Origin of the sequence: Gluconobacter sp. R75690, assembly GCF_015244525.1 — a bacterium.
In the GTDB taxonomy this organism is placed as follows: domain Bacteria; phylum Pseudomonadota; class Alphaproteobacteria; order Acetobacterales; family Acetobacteraceae; genus Gluconobacter; species Gluconobacter potus.
Genome location: NZ_JABCQB010000005.1, coordinates 13,809 through 36,546, shown reverse-complemented (window position 1 = coordinate 36,546; position 22,738 = coordinate 13,809). Strand labels below are relative to the sequence as shown.

The window sequence follows — 22,738 nt, the reverse complement described above, 5'->3', positions numbered from 1 at the left end:
CACGCGTCCGGGCCACGAGTGGCATGCCCGGCCGTGCAGAGTCTCTGCAGGATGCAGGACCAATCGTTTACGGCGAGGGAGACCGAAATGCCCAAGATGAAGACCAAGTCGTCGGTCAAGAAGCGGTTCAAGATCACCGCGACCGGCAAAGTGATGTGTGGCCCGGGCAACAAGCGCCATGGCCTTATCAACCGTCCGCAGAAGATGAAGCGCACCAACCGTGGTCCCCAGACCATGACGGACATGGATGCGAAGACAATCAAGCAGTGGGCGCCCTACGGGCTCTGAGGAGATAAGGTAAATGGCACGTGTCAAGCGGGGCGTAACGTCGCACGCCCGTCACAAGAAGGTTCTCGAGCTCGCCAAGGGCTATCGCGGCCGTTCGTCCACGAACTACCGTATTGCTCTGGAGCGCGTCGAGAAGGCGCTGCGTTATGCGTATCGTGACCGTCGCAACAAGAAGCGTGATTTCCGCGCCCTGTGGATCCAGCGTATCAACGCTGCCGTCCGCGAGCATGGTCTGACGTACAGCCGCTTCATCAATGGTCTGGACAAGGCTGGCATCGAGATCGACCGTAAGGTCCTCGCCGCCATCGCTTTTGACGATAGCGCCGCTTTCGGTGAAATCGTGAAGAAGGCCCAGGCCGCTCTCGGCTGAGCTTTTCCGGCTTGATCCCCCTGGGGGTCTGGTGACTGGCGGGCCGTCCTGTTATCAGGACGGCCCGTTTTGTTTTGTGCTGCAGGGGATGGGCGGTATGGCTGACGATCTCGATATACTCAGAAATGACACGCTGGCTGCGCTGGCCGGAGCGCAGGATCGCGCCCAGTGGGACGCGATCCGCGTCGGAACGCTGGGCAAGTCCGGTGCGCTGACCGGTCTGCTCAAACAGCTGGGCAGGCTGGAGCCGCAGGAGCGCAAAGAGCGCGGTCAGGCGCTGAACCGACTGCGTGACGAGCTGACGGCAGCTATCGAGGCCCGTGGGCGCGATATCGAGGAAGAGGCGCTTCAGGCCCGTCTGCGCTCCGAGCGCGTGGACGTGACGATGCCGGCGCCTGCGGTTGTCACGGGCACCATCCATCCCATCAGCCGGACCATTGAGGAAATGACGGCCATTTTCGGCGCGATGGGCTTCTCCGTTGCCGAAGGGCCGGATATCGAGAGCCAGTGGCATAATTTCTCGGCCCTCAATACGCCGGAGCATCATCCTGCCCGGACCGAGCACGACACGTTCTATCTGCCACCGAAGAATGAGGGCGGGGAGCCGCGGGTTCTGCGGACGCAGACCTCTGGTGTGCAGATCCGCACCATGCTCGGCTCAAAGCCACCGATCCGGATCATTGCACCGGGTCGTACCTATCGTGCCGATCATGACGCGACCCATTCGCCGATGTTCCATCAATGCGAAGGCCTCGTGGTCGATCGCAATATCACGCTTGGCCATCTCAAGGGCTGCCTGATCGAGTTCCTGCGCGTTTATTTCGACAAGCCGAACCTGCCTGTCCGTTTCCGGGCGTCCTATTTCCCGTTCACCGAGCCTTCCATGGAAGTTGATATCGGCTGGTCGAAGGCGACTGGCGAGATCGGTGGCGGCTCTGACTGGCTGGAAGTTCTGGGATCGGGGATGATCCATCCGCGGGTTCTGGCGAACTGTGGGCTTGATCCGGCCGAATGGCAGGGTTTTGCGTTCGGGATGGGGATTGAGCGTCTGGCGATGCTGAAGAATGGCATTCCTGATCTGCGGTCTTTCTACGAAAGCGATCTGCGCTGGCTGCGTCATTACGGATTTTCGGCGTTCTCGCCTGCCACGCTGACGGAGGGCGTGTGACATGAAGTTCTCTCTTTCCTGGCTGCGCGAACATCTTGATTTTACAGCTTCTGTCGAAGAGATCTGTGCCCGGCTGAATGTCATCGGGCTTGAGGTCGAAGGCGTTGAAAACCCCGCTGACCGTCTGGTGGGTTTCCGGACGGCCAAGATCGTCGAAGCGCATCGTCATCCGGATGCGGACCGGCTTCAGGTCTGCCGCGTTGCTGCGGGCGCCGGCTTTGAAGATGTGCAGGTCGTTTGCGGTGCGCCGAATGCGCGGGCCGGTCTGCATGTGATCTTTGCGACGCCGGGCACGTATGTTCCGGGGCTCGATATCACCATCAAGAAGGGCAAGATCCGCGGGCAGGACAGCGGCGGCATGCTGTGTTCGCTCCGTGAGCTCGGGATCGGTGAGGAAAGCAATGGCATTGCCGAACTTTCCGAAACAGCTCCGATCGGAGAGTCTTATGCCGCTTATGCCGAGCTGGATGATCCGGTCATCGAAATCGCCATCACGCCCAACCGTGGTGACGCACTCAGCATCCGGGGCATTGCGCGGGATCTGGCAGCTGGCGGGATCGGGCATCTGAAGCCCTGGTTGACCGAAGCGATGGAAGGGGATTTTCCGTCGCCGCTGACGTGGAAGACCGAGCATCCGGCCTGCCCGTATATCGTCGGGCGTGTGATCCGGGGTGTGAAGAACGGGCCGAGCCCGGACTGGCTGCAGCGTCGTCTGGAATCGGTCGGGGTCAAGCCGATCTCGGCGCTCGTCGATGTGACGAACTACCTCACTTATGATCTCGGCCGTCCGCTGCATGTCTTTGATGTTGCAAAACTTAAAGGCGATACGCTGACGGTGACGCATGCGGCCCGTGAGACCTTTACGGGGCTTGATGGGCGCGAATATGTGCTTGGCACCGAGGACATGGTCATTGTCGATGAAGCCGGTGTGCAGTCGCTCGCCGGGCTGATTGGTGGTGAGAGCAGCGGCGTGGATGCGAACACGACCGATGTGTTCGTGGAATCCGCCCTCTTCGATCCTGTGCGGATTGCCCTGACGGGCCGTCGTCTGGCCATTCACACCGATGCGCGGCAGCGTTTCGAGCGCGGGATTGATCCGGCGCAGGTTCTCAACGGACTTGAAGCCGCGACGGTCATGATCCGCGATCTGTGTGGCGGTGAAGTCAGCGAGATCACCGAGGCTGGCGCCCTGCCGGACTGGAAACGGACGGCGACGCTGCGGTTCGAGCGTCTGAAGACGCTGGGTGGTGTGGATATCGCGGCTGACGATGCCGTGCGCTCCCTTGAGCATCTGGGCTTTGAGGTGACGGAACGGACGGAAGACGCCGCGACGTTCCTGGTGCCGTCCTGGCGCAATGACATTGCCTCGGGACAGGTTCTGGCACAGGCCCCGACGCTGGATGAAGACGTGGCCATTCGCGCTGCCAGCCACGTTCAGGCGATGGAAGCGGAATGCGATCTGCTTGAGGAAGTGCTGCGGCTTTACGGGCTGGACAATGTTCCGGCGGTTGCGTTGCCGCAGACGACGGTTGTGCCGGCTCCGGCTGTCACGCCGCTTCAGGCGCGTGCGGCTCTGCTGCGTCGTGTCTGTGCGGCACGCGGACTGACCGAGACGGTCGGGTTCTCGTTCGTGGCGCAGGATGATGCGGCTCTGTTCGGCGATGTGCCGGAAACGCAGCATCTGCTGAATCCGATCGCGACTGATCTGGATCAGCTCCGTCCGACGCCACTAATCAATCTGGCGCGGGCCCTGTCACGCAATCTGGCCCGTGGTCTGGGCCTGTCGGGCGAGGGTGCGCTGTTCGAGGTTGGGCCGAGCTTCGATGCGACCGGACAGCATCTGCGTCTGGCGGGTCTGCGGGCTGGTCTGACGGCGCGTGAGCCGGGTGTTGCGGCGCATGAAGCGACGCTCTGGGAGGCGAAAGCGGATCTGACCGCTGCTCTGGTGGCACTGGGAGTGCCGGAAGCGGCGCTGTCGGTCACGGCTGATGCCCCTGGATTCTATCATCCGGGCCGGTCGGGCCAGGTGCGGCAGGGGCCGAAGATGGTTCTGGGGACGTTTGGTGAACTGCATCCGCGTGTAGCGCGGGCGCTGGGACTGAGCGGAACCGTGGTGGCGTTTGAGGTCTATCTGGATCAGGTGCCGCTGCCGAAGGCCAAGCGCAAAGCCGCGCCTGTCCTGTCGCCGTTGCAGCCTGTCCGTCGTGACTTCGCTTTCGTTGCGGGACCGGATGTGGAAATCCAGGCGGTTCTGAAGGCCGCACGGATGGCGGATCGCAATCTGGTGCAGGATGTCCGGCTGTTTGACGTGTTCGAGGGCGGCAGTCTGCCGGAAGGGCATCGTTCGCTCGGCGTGGAAGTGGTCTTGCAGCCACAGAGCGAGAGTCTTACGGATACGCAGCTTGAAGCGGTTTCCAAATCGGTGGAAGCTGCGGTTCTCAAGGCAACAGGGGCTGTGCTGCGTCGATGAACTCTCTTCCAGAATCCGGATCTGACGGACAGTCCTCGGCGGACCCTTCCCAAAAGGCCACGCCCTTGCCCCGTTACGGGCGGGTGATCTGGATTCTGGCGGGTGAGGCCAGTGGGGACGTGATCGGTGCGCGTCTCATGCAGGCACTCCATGCGCAGGACCCGTCGCTGGTGTTTGCCGGTGTCGGGGGCGGGCGTATGGAAGCGCTCGGCCTGCATAGCCTGTTTCCCATGAGCGATCTCGCGGTTATGGGACTGGTCGAGGTCGTGCCCCGTCTGCGCCAGCTCTCTCAGCGTCTGCTCGAAGCCGTGCAGGATATCGAGCTGCGCAAGCCGGATCTGGTCGTGACGATCGATAGCCCCGGCTTTACTCTGCGTCTGCTTCAGAAAATTGAGCGCTCAGGTATCAAGCGCGTGCATTATGTCGCGCCGCAGGTCTGGGCCTGGCGCGAAAACCGGGTCAAGGAGTTTCCGGGGCTCTGGGACAGGCTGCTTTGTCTTCTGCCGTTTGAGCCGGACTGGTTTGCGCAGCGTGGGCTGGAAGGGCGGTTTGTCGGGCATCCGGTGCTTCAGTCCGGTGTGCGGCAGGGGAATGCCCAGCGTTTCCGGCTGCGGCACAATATTCCGGCTCATGCGCCGGTCGTGATCCTGATGCCGGGCAGCCGGCGTTCGGAAGCGCCCCGGCTTTTGCCGGTGTTCCGCAAAATGCTGGATATCCTGCGGGTGCAGTATCCGGATATCTGTCCGGTCATTCCGGTGGCGCCCGTGATTGCGCCGACGATCCGCCAGTTGATCCGCAAATGGCCGATCCAGCCGCATATCGTCACTGACATTCATGACAAGCATGATGCGTTTGCGGCGGCACAGTGCGCACTGACCAAGTCAGGGACGTCCACGCTTGAGCTTGCGATGGGTAATGTGCCGATGGCGGTGACGTATCGCGTCAACCCGGTGACGGCGACGATTGCGCGGCGTCTGATCAAGGTGCCGCATGTGGCGATGGTCAATCTGCTGGCAGGGCGGGAAGTGGTGCCTGAACTGCTTCAGGAAAACTGCACGCCAAAGAAGCTGGCCGAGACGGTTTCGAAGCTGCTGAGCGATCCGCAGATGGTGGAAAAGCAGCGCATGGCATTTGCCGATGTGCTCGATAGGCTCTCGCCGCCTGTGGGGACACCTGCGGATGCTGCGGCGGCCGAGATTATGGATCTTCTGAACGAACCGGTTTCCCGGTCGTCCAGAAGCTGAAATCCTAGCGCAGGAAGCCGACGAGACGTTCGGCTTCCCGGACGATCGGTTCGGAAATGCTGTTGGCGCGTTCGGCGCCGGCGCGCAGGACCGACAGAAGATGCGCCTCGTCCTGAAGCAGGCGCTGTGTTTCGCTGGCAACTGGGGCCAGACGCTCGATCAGAAGGTCAGCGAGGGCGTTCTTGAACGGGCCGAAGCCCTGACCGCTGAAACGGCCGAGGACAGCGGCCGGCGTTTCATCCGACATCGCAGCATAGATCGAGACGAGATTGCGGGCTTCCGGACGCTCGCTCAGGCCTTCCATTTCGCTGGGAAGCGGTTCGGAATCGGTCTTGGCGCGGCGGATTTTCAGGGCAATGTCGTCCGCCGTGTCCGTCAGGACGATCCGGCTCTGCTCGGACGGGTCGGATTTGGACATCTTCTTGCTGCCGTCGCGCAGGCTCATGACGCGGGCTGCGGCAGGGGGAATGAATGCCTCGACCTGCGGGAAGAACTCCACGCCCATGTCGTGATTGAATTTCTGGGCGATATCGTTGGTGAGCTCGATATGCTGACGCTGGTCTTCGCCCACGGGCACGCGGGTCGCGTGGAAAGCAAGAATGTCGGCGGCCATCAGGTTCGGATAGACATACAGGCCAGCCGAGTGGTTCTCGCGGTTCTTGCCAGCCTTGTCCTTGAACTGCGTCATGCGGTTGAGCCAGCCGAGGCGGGAGACGCAGTTGAATATCCAGCCGAGGCGGGCATGAGCGCTGACAGCGGACTGGTTGTACAGGCGCGTGGGCTCGATACCCGCTGCGAGCAGGCAGGCTGTTGAGCCCAGCGTCTGCTCGCGCAGGGTCTGCGGGTCCCAGGGCATGGTGATGGAATGCAGGTCCACCAGACAGAAGACGCAGTCATGATCTGCCTGCAGCGTAACCCAGTTGCGGATCGCTCCGAGATAGTTGCCCAGATGGGGGATGCCGGTTGGCTGGATGCCGGAAAATACGCGCTGCATGAATTCAGTCTTCAGTTTCTGAAAAAATCAGGGAAGGGGGGATGCGTTTCATCGAACGGGCGTCTGCAGGTCCAGCTTCTGGCGTTCCTGCAGAACCTCGGATGCAGACATCGGATGTGTGCGGGCGGCGGCAATGTCCGCAGCAGTGAAGGTTGGAGCACTGCCGGACATTTCCTGACTCGCGACGAAGGTCAGGATACGGGCGATCTCGTCGTCAGGCAGACGCTGGAAAGACGGCATGGCACCGTTGTAGTGGCCACCGCCAGCCGTGATGGAGCCGTCCAGTCCGTAAAGCAGGACATCGACGAGATAGTGATGACCGGCAGGCGTTTGTGCAATCGGGCCGACGCGTCCGAAAATGGGGGCGATTTCAGAGACCTGACCATGGCCGCCGTGATGGCAGATGCTGCACTCATTGGAGTATTCGCGCGGGGCCTGGATACGGTTTTCCCACGCATGGCCGATCACGAAGACAATCACCATGGAAATGGCGAGAAACAGGGGAAGCCGGATAGCGGGGTCAATTCTGATCACACTGTCGTTGTGGCATTTTCAGAGGCGTTTCAGCAAGGCCGGGCTTGGCAAAACGGTCGGAATAGGGCTCATGGCGCTATCGGAAGGAGCAATCATGACCGTCAGGGGACGTCTTGTACTGTATGTGGGGCCCATGTTTGCGGGCAAATCCGCGCATCTGATTGCCGCGGCAAAGCGGCAGACGGATGTTCTGGCGCTCAAGCCCGGGTTTGATACGCGCGATGGTTCGGAGCTGGTGAGTCGGGACGGGTCGCATCTTGCGGCTGTTTCCGCGAATGCCTGGCCCGGGGATGCGGACCGCTACAGTCATATCGTTCTGGATGAGGGGCAGTTCTGGGTGGCGCCGCATTACCATGGCGATATCGTTGAGGATATCCGGGCTGCGCGTGCGCGGGGTGCGGATGTGACGGTCGGGGGGCTGGATACCGATTACCGGCGTGTGCCGTTCGACGTCATGACACGCCTGATGGATGAAGCGGATGAGGTCATTGCCCTGACGGCGCGCTGCCATGTCTGTGGAGCTCCCGCAGCGTGGACTGCGAAGACCCACGAGACCGGGCATCTGCTGGAGACGGGCGATCAGGAACTTTACGAGGCGCGCTGTGATGCGCACTGGACCCTTCCGGACAGACCCTGAGGCCTGATCCGGAAGGGGGCGACTGTTACTGCTGGCCGCCGTTATTGACGCCCAGGAGACGGATCTTGAAGATCAGCGGGCTGTTGGGCGGGATGATGCCCATGGAGCGCTTGCCGTAGCCGAGATTCGGCGGAAGGTAGAGCATCCATTCGTCACCGACATGCATCATGGGCAGCGCTTCAAGCCAGCCCTGCACGAGGCCGTCGAGCGGCATTTCCATATAGGCGCCGCTGCCATGCTGGTCAGAGCTGTCGAAGATGCCGCCATCGGGGAGGCGGCCTTCGTAGATGACCATGATGGTGGAGCCGTGACGGGGGCTTTCACCATCCTTGGGACCCGACTGGAGAACCTTGTAGGACAGGCCGTCCGGCAGGGTCTTGACACCGGGTTCAGCATGGATTTTCGCCATGAACTGCGCGGGTGTCAGGTCGGAATCATCCACCTGCTTGTGGCCACCTGCGCACCCTGTCAGGGCGAGGGCGCCACACAGGGCGAAAGCGGATGTGAGACGGATCAGACTGGTCATGGTCCCCCAGGGAGTCAGTTGAGAAATCAGAGCGTGCCGCCGCGACGGCCAATCTGGCCGCCAAGCCGCAGACGCAGGGCGTTGAGCTTGATGAAGCCCTGGGCATCCTGCTGATTATAGGCGCCTTCGTCGTCCTCGAAAGTCACGACGCGGGTATCATACAGGCTGTGCGGGCTTTCACGACCCACGCAGGTCACATTGCCCTTGTACAGGCGCATGCGGACACGGCCGGTCACGGAATGCTGGCTGGTGTCGATGAGGGCCTGAAGCATCCGGCGCTCGGGCGAGAACCAGAAGCCGTTATAGATGATCTCGGCATAGCGCGGCATGATGCTGTCCTTGAGATGGGCAGCTTCGCGGTCGAGCGTAATGCTTTCGATGGAGCGGTGGGCCGCCAGCAGGATCGTGCCGCCCGGCGTCTCGTAGATGCCGCGGGACTTCATGCCCACGAAGCGGTTTTCCACGATGTCGAGACGGCCAATGCCGTTGTCACGGCCCAGCTCGTTGAGACGGGTCAGCAGGGTTGCCGGTGTCATTTCGACGCCGTTGATGGCAACCGGGTCACCACTGACGAAATCGATGGCGATTTCGGTTGCGACGTCGGGGGCGGCTTCCGGCGAGATGGTGCGCTGGAAGACGATTTCCTCGGCGGCGATCGACGGATCTTCAAGCAGCTTGCCCTCGGAGGAAGAGTGCAGAAGATTCGCGTCCACGGAGAAGGGCGCTTCGCCGCGCTTGTCCTTCGTGACGGGGATCTGGTTCTCTTCGGCGAAGGCGAGAAGCTTCGTGCGGGACGTCAGATCCCACTCGCGCCAGGGGGCGATGACTTTTACGTCCGGCTTGAGGGAGTAATAGCCAAGCTCGAAGCGGACCTGATCGTTGCCCTTGCCGGTTGCACCATGAGCCACTGCATCGGCGCCGACGGCTTCGGCGATCTCGATCTGGCGCTGTGCGATCAGCGGGCGGGCGATGGAGGTGCCCAGCAGGTACTGGCCTTCATAGAGCGTGTTGGCCCGGAACATCGGGAACACGAAATCCTTGACGAAGGTTTCGCGCAGATCCTCGACGAAGATCTCCTTGACGCCGAACATCTCAGCCTTTTTGCGGGCGGGTTCGAGCTCTTCGCCCTGGCCGAGATCGGCGGTGAAGGTGACCACCTCGCAATTATAGGTCTTCTGGAGCCAGCGGAGGATAACCGAAGTGTCCAGGCCGCCAGAATAGGCGAGCACAACTTTCTTGACGTCCTGGTGGGCGCTCATAACTGCGTGGTCCTTGGTGTGTTTCGTTTGAGAAGCGTTTCTAGCATCTCGGGGGGAAGAGGGAAACCGGGCGAATGTCAGGCGTCGGGGGTGGTGGACCGGCGCTGGCGCTCGCGCTCGCTTTCGGTCTTCAGCTGACCGCAGGCCGCAAGGATGTCCTGACCGCGTGGGGTGCGGATGGGAGAGGCGAAGCCGGCGTCCATCACGATGTTGGCGAATTTCGTGAGCTGCTGACGGGTCGAAGGCTGGAAATCCGAGCCCGGCCAGGGATTGAACGGGATCAGGTTCACCTTGGCCGGCAGGTCACGGATCAGACGCACAAGTTCGCGGGCATCGGCTTCGCTGTCATTTACGCCACGGAGCATGATGTACTCGAAAGTGATGCGGCGGGAGTTGGACGCGGCCGGATAGCGGCGGCAGGCGGCAATCAGCTCTTCGATCGGGTATTTGCGGTTGAGCGGTACGATCTGGTCGCGCAGTTCGTTGGTCACGGCGTGCAGGGAGATGGCGAGGTTGATGCCAAGCTCATCGCCGCAACGGTCCATCATCGGGACCACGCCGGACGTCGAGAGCGTGATGCGGCGGCGGGACAGGGCGATGCCTTCGCCGTCCATGATGATCCGCATGGCTTTGGCGACATTTTCGTAATTGTACAGCGGTTCGCCCATGCCCATCAGGACGATGGTGGACAGGTAGCGCGGCATGTCTGCGCTCGGGCTGGGCCACTCGCCGTAGCTGTCGCGGGCTGCCATGAACTGGCCGACGATCTCGGCGGGACCGAGGTTACGGACGAGTTTCTGTGTGCCGGTGTGGCAGAAGGTGCAGGACAGGGTGCAGCCGACCTGTGAGGAAATGCAGACGGCACCGCGGTCTTCCCGACGATCCGGGATGTAGACGGTTTCGGCTTCCTGACCGTCGCGGAAGCGGAAGAGGAACTTGCGCGTCTCGTCCACAGAGGTCTGTTCGGTTGCGGTCGTGGGGCGGCTGACGACGAAATGCTGGGCCAGTTTGGCCTGCATGGGCTTGGCGATGGTCGTCATTGCCGAGAAGTCGGTCGCGCCCTGATGGTAGATCCAGTGCCAGAGCTGCTTGGCGCGGAAGGGCTTTTCGCCGATTTCCGTCATCAGCGCGGCCAGTTCTTCGCGTGACAGGCCCACCAGATCGCGCCGCCCGTCCGAAAGGCGTGCCTCGGGCGGCGCGAACAGGGCGGATTTCGCATGGATGCGCTCGCGCTCGGCAGCGTTCAGGTCGTCAGAGGCGACGGAATTGATTCGGGGGCGGATATCGGGATGGATTACGGCTGTCATGGCGGCGGAGCCATAGCACGGGGAAGACCCGCAGTTCCAAAGGAAAAGCGCGGTCTTCCCCGTAAAACTATTCCGCGGCGGCTTGTGTCGTACCGGTTTTGCGGGCTGCGATCAGGAACTCGCGATTGCCTTCGGGGCCGGTAATGGGGCTGGCCTCGATCCCGAGGACTTCCCAGCCGGGGAGGGCTGCGAACCATTCCCGGATTTCTTCGCAGACACGGTCGTGGACGGCCGGGTCCCGGACGACGCCTTTTGCGCCGACTTCCCCGCGGCCTGCTTCGAACTGGGGCTTGATGAGCGCGATGGCCCAGGCATCCGGCGTCGTGAGTTCAAGAGCAGCAGGCAGGACGGTGCGCAGGCCGATGAAGCTGGCGTCGCAGACCACGATCCCGGCGGGCTCGGGGATCTGCTCGGACGTCAGGGCGCGGGCGTTCGTCTTTTCCAGGACGACGACGCGTTCGTCCGAGCGGATTTTCCATGCCAACTGGCCATGTCCGACATCCACGGCATAGACCTTTTCGGCTCCATGGGTCAGCAGGACGTCCGTGAAGCCGCCTGTCGAGGCGCCGACGTCGATTGCGATGCGGCCTTTCGGGTCCAGCCCGAAATGTTCGATGGCGTGGATCAGCTTGAGGCCGCCACGCGACACCCAGGGGTGATCCTGCCCCTTGAGGGCGAGGGGCGCGTCTTCGTGGAGCTGGTCGCCGGCCTTCGCGATCCGGCGGTCACTCGTATAGACGAGGCCCGCCATGATCAGGGCCTGCGCCCGTGTCCGGCTTTCGACCAGCCCCCGGTCAACGAGGAGCTGGTCGGCGCGGCGTTTGGCCATCAGTCGTTCAGGCGGACTGCTGGGCGACTTCGACGCCGAGGGCGTCCGCCGCAGTGCGGATGATATGCGGTGCGCTCAGGCCCGCATCCTCGTACTGGGCATCCTGCGTGTTGTGATCGATGTAGCGATCCGGCAGGGCCATCGGACGGAACTTCACCTTGTCCAGCAGGCCGGTCTCGGCAAGGTGCTGAACGACGAGGCTGCTGAAGCCGCCAATGGCGCCTTCTTCAATCGTGATGAAGACTTCGTGCTGGCGCGCGAGATCCTCGATGAGTGCCTTGTCGATCGGCTTGGCGAAGCGGGCATCGGCGACCGTGACAGGGACGCCCTGTGCAGCGAGCTGATCAGCGGCGCGCAGGGAGTCGTGCATGCGGGGGCCAAGCGACAGGATGGCGACGCCACCGCGGGCATTCGGTGCCCGGCGTGCTTCGCGCACGATGCGGCCCTTGCCGATTTCCAGAACTTCGCCCTTTTCCGGGAGATCGAGGCCGATACCGTTACCGCGCGGATAGCGGAAAGCGATCGGGCCGGCATCGTATTCGCAGGCCGTGGCTGTGGCGTGGAGCAGTTCGACTTCGTCGGACGGCGCCATGACCACCATGTTCGGCAGGCAGCACAGATAGTTCAGGTCAAAGGCACCGGCATGGGTGGCGCCATCGGCGCCGACCAGACCAGCGCGGTCAATGGCGAAGCGGACCGGCAGGTTCTGCAGGGCGACGTCATGGACGACCTGATCGTAAGCACGCTGCAGGAAGGTCGAATAGATCGCGCAGAACGGGCGCAGACCTTCGGATGCGATACCGGCAGCGAAGGTGACGGCGTGCTGTTCGGCAATGCCGACGTCAAAGAAGCGGTCCGGATAGGCCTTGGCAAAGGCGTTCAGGCCGGTGCCGGACGGCATGGCGGCCGTGATCGTGATCAGCTTGTCGTCGGTCTTGGCGCGACGCATCAGTTCACGGCTGAAGATGGACGTGTAGCTCGGCGGACCGGCCGGTGCCTTCTTCTGCTCGCCCGTAACCACGTTGAACTTGCTGACGGCATGGTACTTGTCACCAGCGGCTTCAGCGGGTTTGTAGCCGCGGCCCTTCTCGGTGATGATGTGCAGCAGGATCGGGCCCTGATCGTCGGCGTCGCGCAGGTTTCGCAGGATCGGCACGAGCTGGCTCATGTCGTGGCCGTTGACCGGGCCGACATAATAGAAACCGAGTTCCTCGAACAGCGTACCGCCCGTGATCATGCCGCGGGCATATTCTTCGGCGCGCTTGGCGGTGCGCTCGATCTTGCCCGGAAGGCGCTTGGCGACCTTGCCGGCGAGATCGCGCAGGCTGAAGAACTGGCGCGAGGACATGAGGCGGGACAGGTAGTCCGACATCGAGCCGACGGGCGGGGCGATCGACATTTCGTTGTCGTTCAGCACCACGATCAGGCGGTTCGCGCCGGGGCCTGCGACAGCGGCGTTGTTCATGGCTTCATAGGCCATGCCAGCCGAAATCGAGCCATCGCCGATCACCGCAATCACGTTGCGCTCGTGATAGCTCGGGTCTTCTTCCGCGCGCAGGTGATGCGCGACAGCCATGCCGAGTCCGGCCGAAATCGACGTGGAGGAATGAGCCGCGCCGAACGGGTCGTATTCGCTTTCCGCGCGGCGGGTAAAGCCAGACAGGCCTTCGGGCTGGCGCAGGGTGCGGATGCGGTCGCGGCGGCCCGTCAGGATCTTGTGCGGATAGGCCTGGTGTCCGACGTCCCAGATGATGCGGTCGTCCGGCGTGTTAAAGACGGCGTGCAGGGCGACGGTCAACTCGACCACGCCGAGAGACGCGCCGAGATGGCCACCCGTGGTGGAGACGGCATCAACGGTTTCAGAGCGCAGTTCATCGGCAAGCTGCTTGAGCTGGTCGACGGACAGGTTCCGCATGTCGGCAGGGAAGCGGACGCGATCCAGCTCCGGATAGCGGCCATAGGTGGGAATCGTGGAGGTCTTCTTGCTCATGGGATCAGTTCCTGCGCTCGACGACATAATCTGCCAGAGCCCTGAGGGCGTCGGCCTGTGCACCGAAAGATGAAAGGGCCTCCCGGGCCCGGTCGCTCAGGCGACGGGCTTCGGCGCGGGCACCGTCAATGCCAAGCAGGGAGACATAGGTTGATTTGCCGCTGGCTTCGTCCTTGCCTGCGGTTTTGCCGAGTTCCTCGGCGGTTGCTGTAGAATCCAGAACGTCGTCCGCAACCTGGAAGGCGGTACCGAGATCGCGGCCATAGGCGACGATGGCGGCGCGGCGGGCGTCGTCCACATCGGCGAGGATGGCACCGGACTCGGCGGCATAGCGGATGAGGGCACCGGTCTTCAGGGCGTGCAGACGACGGACCTGGTCCAGCGGGAGGGCGCGGCCTTCGCCGCGGATGTCGATGACCTGACCGCCGACCATGCCAGCCGATCCGGAAGCCTGTGCTAGCGCAAGGGCCAGATTGGCGCGGACGGTCGCGTTGGGGCTGGTTTCAGGCTCGACGAGAATTTCAAACGCGCGGGTCTGAAGAGCGTCACCGGCCAGAATGGCGATGGCTTCGTCAAACTGCTTGTGCGTGGACGGCCGGCCGCGTCGCAGGTCGTCATCGTCCATGGACGGCAGATCGTCATGCACCAGCGAATAGGCGTGCAGCAGTTCAACCGATGCGGCGACACGCAGGGCGGCCTTGCGGTCTGCGCCGAAGAGTGTTGCCACTTCGACAGCCAGGAAGCCACGCAGCCGCTTGCCGCCGCCGAGGGCCGCATAGCGCATGGCATCGAGGAGAACAGACTCGTCACCTGGCACCATGGGTAGCAGGGTATCGATCGTGTTTTCGATCTCGGAACAGGCGCGGGCGAGCGCGTCCTTCAGGGAAACAGACGTGGTAGGGGCATTCATCGGCCGGACTCTCCGGTATCGGCAAGAGGCTCCGTGCCTGTCGTGCCGTCATCGTTCTGCACGATGGCGCGGACACGCATCTCGGCCTCTCCCAGCTTCGCATCACAGTGCCTGCGCAGGGCAGCACCGCGTTCATAGGCGGAAATAGCGTCCTCGAGCTTCATCTGGCCGCCTTCAAGGCCGCGGACGATCCGCTCCAGTTCGGAGAGGGCATCCTCGAAAGACATGGCATCAATGGGTTCGGGCATGAAAAGCCTCAAGGCACACTTTGGAACAAGGTAGCGAGGGGATTACAGGCAGAAGACAGGTTTTGCCAGCCCCGAGCATGGGAACGCTGGAGTTTCTTCAGGACGGTGACGTTTCTGCACGTCGCCGGATCATGAAGGAAAGAACGCCTGCGGTGTCCGTAAACGCAATGAGCGCATGGCCGGTTTCGCGACAGTAGGACTGGAAATCGGCCACGGATGCGCGGTCCGTCGCCAGGATGCGCAGTTTTGCACCGGGCGGCATGTCGCGAAGGGCGCGGTTGGCCTTGAGAACAGGCATCGGACAGGCCAGGCCACGCAGATCAAGGAGTGTTTCTGTCGGGGAAGCGTTCATGGGGTATTATTATGCGCCTATCCGCCAAGAGGGCCAAGGCGGGTTTTCCTGTGCCAGATGGTGGTTTTCAGGTTTTCGTTGATAAACGGTGTGTTTGTTTCTACATTAATGGCTTAATGCCACAAAAGCGTTCCCCTCGGGGAGCGCTTTTTTTATTTGGGGGACGGCATGTCGGACAGGGAAGGCCTGACAATCAGTCTGGCTGATGGGAATGAGAGACGCGCTTATACGCTTCGGATGCTTGAGGACCGGGTTCTGCGGCTGGAGACGATCGCAGGCGGGCTGTCGGACCGGTACGAGGACCTGCGGACCGAGATGCGGCAGGAAATCTCGTCTCTGCGGGATCAGATGAAGCTGCTGGAAGCGAAGGTTGACGAGGGGAATCGTGTCGTCAACGGCAAGCTGGATCGCCTGATCGGGGGGCGGGCGGTCATTACCGGGATCATCACGCTGGCAACATCCATTCTGGGGACGGGCATGGTGCATTTTGCCCTGTCCCTGAGCACGAAATGAGAGGGCGGCATGAGCGGAATTGATGCGGGCCAGCTCAAGCATCTGGTGGTTGCTCCGGCGCTGGCGGCGCTGGGACTTGATGGGGAGGTCGCGGTCAATCTGGTGACGGGAACGGCTCTGGCGGAGAGCCGGGGGACTTATGTCAGGCAGATCGGTGGGGGGCCGGCCCTGGGACTGTGGCAGATGGAGCCTGCGACGCATGACGACTGCTGGGTCAATTTTCTGTGTTATCCGGTTGGAAAGCGGTTTGAGCGGATTCTGCAGGGGATGCTTTCGCAGGATCTGCCGAGGAGCGCGCAACTGGTTTCAAACCTGAGATATGCGTCCGCGATGGCGCGTATCCGGTATTACCGGGTTTCGGCACCCTTGCCGTCGACGAGTGATCCGGCCGCTCTCAGCCGTTTTCACAAGCAGTATTACAATACGGCTGCGGGTGCGGCGGATCCGCTCAGTAATATTCCGTATTTCCGGCAGGCGGTCATGGTCTGAATATGGGGGAGCGGTGTCGGGGAATGTATGCATCACGCTCCCGACACCGCATGAGTGCTTAAACCGTTTCAATATGACCGAATAGTGGCAAGTGGCGTCGGAAATCGGATCGGGTCAGGTTGGGAATCAGGAAAGGGGCAGGGTCCGGATGGCCAGGTCACCTTTGAATGTCGTGCTGCCGGTATGTGTCAGGGAAAGGCCGCGGTGCAGCGAGACGCTTCCACCCATTGCGATCCAGCGGCGGCAGAACGCGAAATCTTCGGAAAGATAGGTGCGGGTTTCGGGATCGATCAGGCAGTCGAAAAGGGCGTAGGCGTCTGAGGACGGGGCGTCCGGACTGCTGCCTTCGGTTCTGGCGTCAATGCGACTGTAACGCGTTTCCGGATAATGGGCGATCATGTCGCGCACCATCTGGCGCGTCATGAGCATGAAGCCGGTCCCTATATAAGAGACGGTTGCGATCTCGCCGGGTGCGGTTCCGTCATGAAGCGCTGTGCAGTCTCCGACATAACGCAGGCTGGCCGTGGCTGCGGGTTCTCCGGCGGCGATAAAACGGTCTGTATCCCGGTCCCAGTAATGGGATTTCAGGGGGTAAGTCCCGCCGATCAGGGGGCGATCTGCATCCAGAAGGGCGAGAATATCGGTAATGGAAAATCCGATGTCGCTGTCGATGAAGAGAAGATGGGACGCATCGGTCATGGTCACGAACTGCTGCAGCAGCGTGTTCCGTGCCCGTGTGATGAGGGCATCGCTTCCGATGGTCGAGAGCGTCAGTTGCAGGTTATGGACCGGGGCTGCGGCCATGCAGCCGATGAGGGACTGCATATAGCTCAGTGTGACGGTGCCACCGAAGCAGGGTGTGGCAATGAAGACGTGGCGGGGTGTGGCGGGGCAGGAAATCATGACAGACAGCCTGCCCGGAAGTCATGAAAAAAGGATTAAAACTGCGTCTGGAAAGTGATCATGCGCCCATGTGGGCCTGGAGGATCATGTAAAAGACGAAGGCGGCATCCAGGCCGAGAACGATGGGCGTCAGGCGCTGGAACTGGCGCATGGCGATGGCGAGCGCGGTGTAGATCAGCAGGCCGCACGACAGGCTCAGCATGAAATTGCCCGTCACACCTGCGATGAGCAGCATGGTTAGAGGCGGAATGGCTTCTGCGGGCGTTTCGGCGACCCGGCTGAGGCTGCCGAGCATGTTCAGACCCACGAGAATGAGCACGGGGGCGGTGGCGATGGCCGGAATGGCGGTGATGAGCGGCCAGAACACCGAAGACAGTGCGAACAGGACGGCGACGACCAGCGCGCTCAGTCCTGTGCGACCACCGGCTTCAACACCTGCAAGGCTCTCGACATAGGCGGAGACGGTGCAGGTTCCGAGCGACGCTCCGATGATGCTCGCGGCACCGTCGGAGCCGAAGGCACGATGATCGAGAGCGGGTTTCTCGACCGTTCCGTCCAGACCGGCGCGGTGGGCGACGCTCATCATGGTCGCGGTTGCGTCGAAGAAATCACTCAGCAGGAAATACAGGGTGATGGGGACGAGCAGGCCGAGATGGGAGAAATATTCGTGGAAATCGAAGGGCAGGAACAGGTTGGTCGGGTAGTGCGGCCAGTCCAGAAGCTGCGCGGGCAGATGCGTGATCGGGCCGGAAGGTGTCTGGATGAAGAGGCCGGCCATGGTGATGGCCAGAATGGCGATGAGCAGACCTGCCGGGACACGCAGCACCACGAGGATGGCGCTCAGGACGACACCTGCCATGCTGAGTAGAACGGACGGGTTGCTCAGGGATCCAAACGTCAGACCTTCGGATGAGGGGACGGCGATCCCGCCTGTTGTCAGCCCGATCCGGGCAATGAAGGCACCCAGGGCGATCTGGATACCGAGGACGATCGAGGGCGGAAAACCGCGGATGATGCGCTGGCGGATCTGGCTGAGGGAAAGAGCCGTAAAGCACAGGCCGCTGAACAGAACGACCGTGAAGGCCGTGCGCGGGCTGACATGAGCCTGCTGGACGACAACCTGCGCGAACAGGACGTTGCTGCTCATGGCCGGGGCAAGGGCAATCGGGAGCTTGGCCCAGAGTGCCATCAGGAGCGTGCCGGCGACTGCACCGGCGATGGTCGTCATGACCATGTCATGGCGGTCCAGACCCGCCGCCGAGAGAATGGCGGGATTGACGGCCACGATATAGGCCATGGCCCCGAAAACCGTCAGTCCGGCAATGATCTCACGCGGGATCGTTGAACCGCGGGCCGTGATATGGAACCAGCGGTCGAGTCTGGATAGCAGCAAGCGGATGCTCCGGGGGCAGGGAATGGCTGGGCCAAGCTATAGTCAAAAAAGCCGTTCCTGCCATGGGCCGGATCATATCTTTTCATTTCGGGTTCGATTTTTTCTCCCAGGCCTTGCGGACTTCAGCCGGTGACAGGCGGCGGTGCGGGGTTTTTGTAGCTTTTCCAGCAGGCTGGGTTCCACTCCGTGCCTGTGCGGGGTGCGGAACGCTGCTGGGGCCAGCACCTGTGGTTTTGCCGGGAGCAATACCGGCGGCCGGATGCTCGTTGGCTTCCAGAATGGCTTTTTCGCAGGCGGAGCCTTTGCCGACGCCAAGCTGGATCGTTGGGATCAGGGCTGCTGGCGGGAAGACGATCCCTAGGCCCACGGAGGCGGCGACGCGGCCGAGCAGTTCCGCGCCGGGCAGGATCGTCGGGCTTTTCATGGAGCCAAAGATATGAACGGCGCCGGGCAGGGACAGGATCTGAGGTCCGATCGAGCGTGTCGTGACCGCGTAGTCCAACGCGTCCTTGTGGAAATTGACGGTTCCCGTGCCCATCGTCCGGGTGGTGCCGGTCTGCAGGAGCATGGAGTTGGTGTGCACGATTCCGTCTTTCAACGGCAGATCGGCCACGAGGCATTCCAGCTTGGAGCGGTCCGGGATGCCGAGGGCGGAAAGGACAGCAGAACCCAGTTTGAGACCCAGAAGGTCTGGCAGCAGTGCCGTAACATCGCCGCCGCGATCGAGAACGAGGGTCGTGCCGCCGTCGCCGTTTTCGACAAGCGTTGCGACCGAATTGCCGGTTGAGGTCAGGGTCACGTGACCGCCGATGGTGCCCTCGCCCTGGAACATGTCCTTCGACGTCATGATGCGGGACAGTGGCAGGCGTGAGACATCGAGGCGGAAGCGGGTGTGGAACTGTTCGTTTTTCGTCGGCTCCAGCGTGGCATTCGCGGAGATGGTGCCCGTTCCGGTTGCGAAGGTCAGGTGTTTGAGGTCAATGGCGCCGTCGCGAACGTTCAGCTCCGCGTCAATATTGTCCAGCGGCCAGTTTTTGTTGCGGATGTGATCGCCGTGATAGGTCAGATGGACGTTGGCAGCATTGAGTTTGGGGACATTGATCTTCTTGTCAGGCAGGACGCGGGCGCTGGCCGGTTCGGCTTTCTTTGCCTCGCCGGGCTGGGCGCCGATGAAGCCGCCCAGATCCGCCAGATCGACCGAGTGTGAATGAAGTGCGGCTTCCACGAAGATCGGCTTCTGATGTGGGTCGACGTTGATGTCTCCGCCGATATCCGAAGAGCCCATGTGCCCTTCGAATTTCTGGAAACGGATTGCGCGGTCGGAATAGGCTAGATTGCCGGTCACGCTGTAGGCCGGGGTCTGCGGGATGGGGACGCCCGTCAGCGGGTAGAGGAGCGCCATGTCCGGGCCGGCAAAATGCAGTGCCAGATTGGTGCCCTGGAAATGGATCGGATCGTCGACCGTGCCGCGCAGCGTGACATAGGTCGGGCCATTGGCCAGGCGTCCGTCGATCGGATAGGGGTGTTTTGCATCCGTCAGGCCGAGCAGGGCGCCACCGACGATATGGCCTGTGATCGGGGCTTGCGCGTACCGGCCCTTGAGGTCGATGACGAGATGCCCGTCATCACCGTTTTTCGGCTCTTCGGTATGGATGAAGACATGCATGTCCGTCTTGAGCTTCGCCAGAGCCAGGCGGATATCGCCGTCATTGATTTCGATCTTGCCGAGCTTCGGCAGGGTCGTGGTGGACGATGAGGATGTCTGCGACGACGGATCGGAAGAGGATACGAAACTGTAGTTGTTCGTGCCGTTGAGCAGCGAGACGATATCGCCTTTGGGGATGTCGGCGCGGATCAGGGGCAGGGAGAGACCCCCACCCGTCAGATAGCGCCAGACATCGACGGTGACGGTAATGGCCCTGGCGGAGGCGAAATCGTCCTTCTCTTTCTCGAAACCTTCCGGCTGACCGATTTTCAGGTCATCGACGGTGACAGTGGTTTTGAAACCAAGGCCGACATGCAGATGCGCGATGCTGACGGGACGGTGCAGGGCTGCGGTGCCCTTGCGATCGATATAGGGAACGAACCAGTCCCACTGCCAGACCAGGATCAGGATGACGATGGCAGCCACCAGTGTTCCCAGTACCCCCCCGACGGTTTTCAGGATCAGATGTCGCTTTCCCGGGCGGGTGGCGTGGTCGTCTGAAGGAAACGCGGGTTGGGGCGGGGTGCTGCTCAACGGGTTATTCTCCGAAATCCGGGGGCGTGTCAGACAGAATCTGGTCGTCGCAAGTCACTCTAATTACGGACAGAACCGGAAACGGTTTCACAGCGCATGGAAAGATCAGCACGAATGGAGACAGTTGGAGGCGCCGATGAGCAGAAGAACTCTGGTCTGGCGGAACTGCGGCGTGTCAGCCGGGAGGCCCATGAGGCGGTCGATGAGGCTTTTTCCCGTTTCGGGCTTGCGGATCCGCAATCCTATGGGGACTTTCTGACGGCTCATGCGCGCGTGCTTGGGGCTGCGGAGGCGTATCTCAGCCGACATGCGGCGTCACTGCCGGTCTGGCGTCCGCGGGCGGAGCTTCTGAAGGATGATCTGCGTCAGATGGGACTGGCGGTTCCGGCCGTGCAGGCGAACTATTTCCCGGAAAGTGACGGCACGGCGATGGGTGTTCTGTATGTGCTGGAAGGCTCGCGGCTTGGGGGGCGTGTTCTGTCCGCGCGCGTGGCAGAAGGGCTGCCCCGGGCCTATCTGTCGGCGTTTCACCAGAAGGGAGAATGGCCGGTATTTCTGGAGCGGCTCGGGCAGTATCTGGATGAAAGTGATGCGGGGCGCCGGCAGGCCGTGATGGAGGGGGCGGTCGCGACGTTTGCGCTGTTCCGCAAGAGTGCCGAACGTCAGGACTGAGGGGGACGCACCGGCATGAGGCTTCGCGGGATCAGGCCGGGGAAGGTCTGCGCGAGGCGTTCTGCGTCTTCGGGGTCAAGCATCGCAATGGCACAGCCCAGTGCGCTGGCGTCTGGCGCCGGCAGCCGGTCGATCCCCCGCAGGAGATCGGCAAGACCATGGCCTTCCGCCGTCAGCACCATGAATGATGTCATCCGCGTGTAGAGTGCCGAAGTGGCGTCGATCTTGGTCAGGGCATGGTCGGGAATGGAAATCCGGATTTCTTCGCCACTGACAGGCGACAGGACCGTATTTTCCGCGATCATGACATGAAGCGGCACCATCGGCAGAAGTGTGGGAGAACCGGGAAGAGATAGGTAGCGCCCGGGGAGCGGGTGTTCCGTGAAGAGGCAGGCGTTCCAGATATCTCCGTCCGATACTTCGAGAGCCATGACCAGGGGATTGTAGCGGCCGAAGTTCACGTCTCCCGCGCCGACAGGCACAAGGGATCCCGTCTGCATGTCTCTCATCAACTGCTTCGTCTGGCCGAGCATGCAGAAATGGAACTGCGGAGGTGTCCGACGGGATGACGGCGCGGAAAGCTGTGCCGGTGTCAGGCTGAGATCCTGCAGAACGGCCCGGTCTGCATGAGTGACGGTGGCCTTGAGGCGCCAGTATAGATCCGTCAGCGAGGCCTGAACGATGGAAGAGGCAATCCGGCGGCTTTCCGGTAGCCAGCGGCTTGCGCCCGTATATTCGGCGTCGTTGCGATCGAAGTTCTGCCAGGCTTTGTCCGGCGTGGCGCTGGAGTTGCGCCGCAGGAAGCTTTCATGATCGCCGGCGGCGAAATGAAGGACACGGCTGTCGGACCAGGTCGCGTTTCTCTCAAGCGCGGAAAATGGATCGGGCAGCGTGTTGCCGATCTGGCGAGGCTGAACGAGATGGCGGACGATGCGATGATCCGGCAGGCTCAGCAGGCCGTGCCGCGTAAAGATCTCAACCGGGGAGAAGGGAGACGGAACCGTGCGGCCTGACGAGCCAAACAGGCACCAGTTTACCGGGAGCATGGCGGCAGAGGCGGCGGCAGTGAACTCGGCGACGGACCGGGCGGTTTCAAAATGTAGATATTCATCCGCCGCCAGAATCATCATCCAGTCGAATTCGTTCCTGCCCTGCTCCAGGGCCATTTCGTGGAAGCGGGTCTGGCGGTCCAGCCGTTTGGTCAGGGTCGTATCGGAAGAGTGGACGCGGATGTCGTAAAGCGTGGCCGCGTTGGACAGAATCGCGGCTGTTCCGTCGGTCGAATGGTCATCACAGACGATCAGCGTTGAAAAACCGATGGTCGCATGATGCGCGAGCCACCATCCGATCGTGTCGACTTCATTGTGAACGAACAGAATGGCGGCGCTTTTCGACATAAGGCA

23 protein-coding genes are annotated in these 22,738 nt (G+C 62.0%); 9 read left to right on the top strand and 14 right to left on the bottom strand.

The window, feature by feature from the left end:
• The first annotated feature begins 87 nt into the window (after positions 1–87).
• From rpmI to lpxB, 5 genes are all read left to right on the top strand, one after another.
• Positions 88–288 (top strand): 50S ribosomal protein L35, encoded by a 201-nt coding sequence (gene rpmI / locus HKD27_RS07385; protein ID WP_046901279.1) that lies wholly within the window; start codon positions 88–90, stop codon positions 286–288.
• A 13-nt stretch (positions 289–301) separates the two neighbouring features.
• Positions 302–658: a 50S ribosomal protein L20 gene (rplT, locus tag HKD27_RS07380; protein WP_011251849.1), complete on the top strand. Its 357-nt coding sequence runs from the start codon at positions 302–304 to the stop codon at positions 656–658.
• Positions 659–755: 97 nt separating this feature from the next.
• On the top strand, positions 756–1,826 hold the full coding sequence (gene pheS / locus HKD27_RS07375) for a phenylalanine--tRNA ligase subunit alpha (protein ID WP_194689051.1): 1,071 nt from the start codon (positions 756–758) through the stop codon (positions 1,824–1,826).
• 1 nt (position 1,827) lies between these two features.
• Positions 1,828–4,296 (top strand): phenylalanine--tRNA ligase subunit beta, encoded by a 2,469-nt coding sequence (gene pheT / locus HKD27_RS07370; protein ID WP_194689050.1) that lies wholly within the window; start codon positions 1,828–1,830, stop codon positions 4,294–4,296.
• Positions 4,293–5,540, top strand: coding sequence for a lipid-A-disaccharide synthase (lpxB, locus tag HKD27_RS07365; RefSeq protein ID WP_194689049.1), 1,248 nt, complete (start codon positions 4,293–4,295; stop codon positions 5,538–5,540). The genes pheT and lpxB overlap by 4 nt, the downstream gene beginning before the upstream one ends.
• Before the next feature lie 4 nt (positions 5,541–5,544).
• Here the strand turns inward: lpxB and trpS are convergent, their stop codons facing one another.
• Together trpS and HKD27_RS07355 are read right to left on the bottom strand one after the other, a co-directional pair.
• Entirely contained in the window at positions 5,545–6,534 is a 990-nt protein-coding gene (gene trpS, locus HKD27_RS07360) for a tryptophan--tRNA ligase (protein WP_194689048.1), read from the bottom strand.
• A gap of 48 nt (positions 6,535–6,582) precedes the next feature.
• Entirely contained in the window at positions 6,583–7,068 is a 486-nt protein-coding gene (locus HKD27_RS07355; RefSeq protein WP_370544253.1) for a cytochrome c, read from the bottom strand.
• Between the two features lie 94 nt (positions 7,069–7,162).
• On the opposite strand from HKD27_RS07355, the gene HKD27_RS07350 reads away from it, so the two are divergent.
• A complete protein-coding gene (locus HKD27_RS07350; RefSeq protein ID WP_062269827.1) occupies positions 7,163–7,705 on the top strand; it encodes a thymidine kinase in 543 nt (180 codons plus the stop codon).
• A 25-nt stretch (positions 7,706–7,730) separates the two neighbouring features.
• On the opposite strand, the gene HKD27_RS07345 is transcribed toward HKD27_RS07350, so the two are convergent.
• The 8 genes from HKD27_RS07345 to HKD27_RS07310 all read right to left on the bottom strand — a co-directional run bounded on the left by HKD27_RS07345 (position 7,731) and on the right by HKD27_RS07310 (position 15,126).
• Positions 7,731–8,231 (bottom strand): FKBP-type peptidyl-prolyl cis-trans isomerase, encoded by a 501-nt coding sequence (locus HKD27_RS07345; protein WP_194689047.1) that lies wholly within the window; start codon positions 8,229–8,231, stop codon positions 7,731–7,733.
• 26 nt (positions 8,232–8,257) lie between these two features.
• On the bottom strand, positions 8,258–9,490 hold the full coding sequence (locus HKD27_RS07340) for an argininosuccinate synthase (protein ID WP_062033017.1): 1,233 nt from the start codon (positions 9,488–9,490) through the stop codon (positions 8,258–8,260).
• Between the two features lie 77 nt (positions 9,491–9,567).
• Positions 9,568–10,797, bottom strand: a complete 1,230-nt coding sequence (rlmN, locus tag HKD27_RS07335) for a 23S rRNA (adenine(2503)-C(2))-methyltransferase RlmN (RefSeq protein ID WP_194689046.1) — start codon at positions 10,795–10,797, stop codon at positions 9,568–9,570.
• Positions 10,798–10,864: 67 nt separating this feature from the next.
• Positions 10,865–11,626, bottom strand: coding sequence for a TlyA family RNA methyltransferase (locus HKD27_RS07330; protein WP_194689045.1), 762 nt, complete (start codon positions 11,624–11,626; stop codon positions 10,865–10,867).
• 7 nt (positions 11,627–11,633) lie between these two features.
• Complete coding sequence (gene dxs / locus HKD27_RS07325; RefSeq protein ID WP_194689044.1) at positions 11,634–13,616, bottom strand: 1-deoxy-D-xylulose-5-phosphate synthase; 1,983 nt, start codon at positions 13,614–13,616, stop codon at positions 11,634–11,636.
• Between the two features lie 4 nt (positions 13,617–13,620).
• On the bottom strand, positions 13,621–14,526 hold the full coding sequence (locus HKD27_RS07320; protein ID WP_062494812.1) for a polyprenyl synthetase family protein: 906 nt from the start codon (positions 14,524–14,526) through the stop codon (positions 13,621–13,623).
• The gene (locus tag HKD27_RS07315) at positions 14,523–14,774 is read right to left on the bottom strand and encodes an exodeoxyribonuclease VII small subunit (RefSeq protein ID WP_011251836.1); all 252 of its coding nucleotides are present in this window, start codon (positions 14,772–14,774) and stop codon (positions 14,523–14,525) included. The genes HKD27_RS07320 and HKD27_RS07315 overlap by 4 nt, the downstream gene beginning before the upstream one ends.
• A gap of 97 nt (positions 14,775–14,871) precedes the next feature.
• Entirely contained in the window at positions 14,872–15,126 is a 255-nt protein-coding gene (locus HKD27_RS07310) for a sulfurtransferase TusA family protein (RefSeq protein WP_062494810.1), read from the bottom strand.
• Between the two features lie 168 nt (positions 15,127–15,294).
• Here HKD27_RS07310 and HKD27_RS07305 point away from each other — a divergent pair, with 168 nt between their 5' ends.
• Both HKD27_RS07305 and HKD27_RS07300 read left to right on the top strand, forming a co-directional pair.
• Complete coding sequence (locus tag HKD27_RS07305; protein WP_062494808.1) at positions 15,295–15,639, top strand: hypothetical protein; 345 nt, start codon at positions 15,295–15,297, stop codon at positions 15,637–15,639.
• 9 nt (positions 15,640–15,648) lie between these two features.
• Positions 15,649–16,128 (top strand): hypothetical protein, encoded by a 480-nt coding sequence (locus HKD27_RS07300; RefSeq protein ID WP_062494805.1) that lies wholly within the window; start codon positions 15,649–15,651, stop codon positions 16,126–16,128.
• A 126-nt stretch (positions 16,129–16,254) separates the two neighbouring features.
• Here HKD27_RS07300 and HKD27_RS07295 read toward each other — a convergent pair whose 3' ends face one another.
• The 3 genes from HKD27_RS07295 to HKD27_RS07285 form a co-directional block, all read right to left on the bottom strand.
• The gene (locus tag HKD27_RS07295) at positions 16,255–17,031 is read right to left on the bottom strand and encodes a hypothetical protein (protein WP_194689043.1); all 777 of its coding nucleotides are present in this window, start codon (positions 17,029–17,031) and stop codon (positions 16,255–16,257) included.
• Between the two features lie 58 nt (positions 17,032–17,089).
• Entirely contained in the window at positions 17,090–18,421 is a 1,332-nt protein-coding gene (locus HKD27_RS07290) for an NCS2 family permease (RefSeq protein ID WP_194689192.1), read from the bottom strand.
• Positions 18,422–18,506: 85 nt separating this feature from the next.
• Positions 18,507–20,663, bottom strand: a complete 2,157-nt coding sequence (locus HKD27_RS07285; protein ID WP_194689042.1) for an AsmA family protein — start codon at positions 20,661–20,663, stop codon at positions 18,507–18,509.
• 114 nt (positions 20,664–20,777) lie between these two features.
• Here HKD27_RS07285 and HKD27_RS07280 point away from each other — a divergent pair, with 114 nt between their 5' ends.
• Entirely contained in the window at positions 20,778–21,335 is a 558-nt protein-coding gene (locus HKD27_RS07280; protein ID WP_194689041.1) for a biliverdin-producing heme oxygenase, read from the top strand.
• Here the strand turns inward: HKD27_RS07280 and HKD27_RS07275 are convergent.
• Complete coding sequence (locus HKD27_RS07275) at positions 21,326–22,732, bottom strand: glycosyltransferase family 2 protein (protein ID WP_194689040.1); 1,407 nt, start codon at positions 22,730–22,732, stop codon at positions 21,326–21,328. The two genes, HKD27_RS07280 and HKD27_RS07275, sit on opposite strands and share 10 nt — an antisense overlap.
• Between the last annotated feature and the right edge of the window lie 6 nt (positions 22,733–22,738).

Coding starts and splice junctions, on each gene's coding strand:
- lpxB (WP_194689049.1), top strand. CDS start 4,293: ATGAACTCTCTTCCAGAATCCGGATCTGACGGACAGTCCTCGGCGGAC.
- HKD27_RS07295 (WP_194689043.1), bottom strand. CDS start 17,031: ATGATTTCCTGCCCCGCCACACCCCGCCACGTCTTCATTGCCACACCC.
- HKD27_RS07320 (WP_062494812.1), bottom strand. CDS start 14,526: ATGAATGCCCCTACCACGTCTGTTTCCCTGAAGGACGCGCTCGCCCGC.
- HKD27_RS07345 (WP_194689047.1), bottom strand. CDS start 8,231: ATGACCAGTCTGATCCGTCTCACATCCGCTTTCGCCCTGTGTGGCGCC.
- HKD27_RS07300 (WP_062494805.1), top strand. CDS start 15,649: ATGAGCGGAATTGATGCGGGCCAGCTCAAGCATCTGGTGGTTGCTCCG.
- HKD27_RS07280 (WP_194689041.1), top strand. CDS start 20,778: ATGGAGACAGTTGGAGGCGCCGATGAGCAGAAGAACTCTGGTCTGGCG.
- HKD27_RS07305 (WP_062494808.1), top strand. CDS start 15,295: ATGTCGGACAGGGAAGGCCTGACAATCAGTCTGGCTGATGGGAATGAG.
- HKD27_RS07340 (WP_062033017.1), bottom strand. CDS start 9,490: ATGAGCGCCCACCAGGACGTCAAGAAAGTTGTGCTCGCCTATTCTGGC.
- pheS (WP_194689051.1), top strand. CDS start 756: ATGGCTGACGATCTCGATATACTCAGAAATGACACGCTGGCTGCGCTG.
- pheT (WP_194689050.1), top strand. CDS start 1,828: ATGAAGTTCTCTCTTTCCTGGCTGCGCGAACATCTTGATTTTACAGCT.
- HKD27_RS07330 (WP_194689045.1), bottom strand. CDS start 11,626: ATGGCCAAACGCCGCGCCGACCAGCTCCTCGTTGACCGGGGGCTGGTC.
- rpmI (WP_046901279.1), top strand. CDS start 88: ATGCCCAAGATGAAGACCAAGTCGTCGGTCAAGAAGCGGTTCAAGATC.
- HKD27_RS07275 (WP_194689040.1), bottom strand. CDS start 22,732: ATGTCGAAAAGCGCCGCCATTCTGTTCGTTCACAATGAAGTCGACACG.
- dxs (WP_194689044.1), bottom strand. CDS start 13,616: ATGAGCAAGAAGACCTCCACGATTCCCACCTATGGCCGCTATCCGGAG.
- rlmN (WP_194689046.1), bottom strand. CDS start 10,797: ATGACAGCCGTAATCCATCCCGATATCCGCCCCCGAATCAATTCCGTC.
- HKD27_RS07350 (WP_062269827.1), top strand. CDS start 7,163: ATGACCGTCAGGGGACGTCTTGTACTGTATGTGGGGCCCATGTTTGCG.
- rplT (WP_011251849.1), top strand. CDS start 302: ATGGCACGTGTCAAGCGGGGCGTAACGTCGCACGCCCGTCACAAGAAG.
- HKD27_RS07315 (WP_011251836.1), bottom strand. CDS start 14,774: ATGCCCGAACCCATTGATGCCATGTCTTTCGAGGATGCCCTCTCCGAA.
- trpS (WP_194689048.1), bottom strand. CDS start 6,534: ATGCAGCGCGTATTTTCCGGCATCCAGCCAACCGGCATCCCCCATCTG.
- HKD27_RS07310 (WP_062494810.1), bottom strand. CDS start 15,126: ATGAACGCTTCCCCGACAGAAACACTCCTTGATCTGCGTGGCCTGGCC.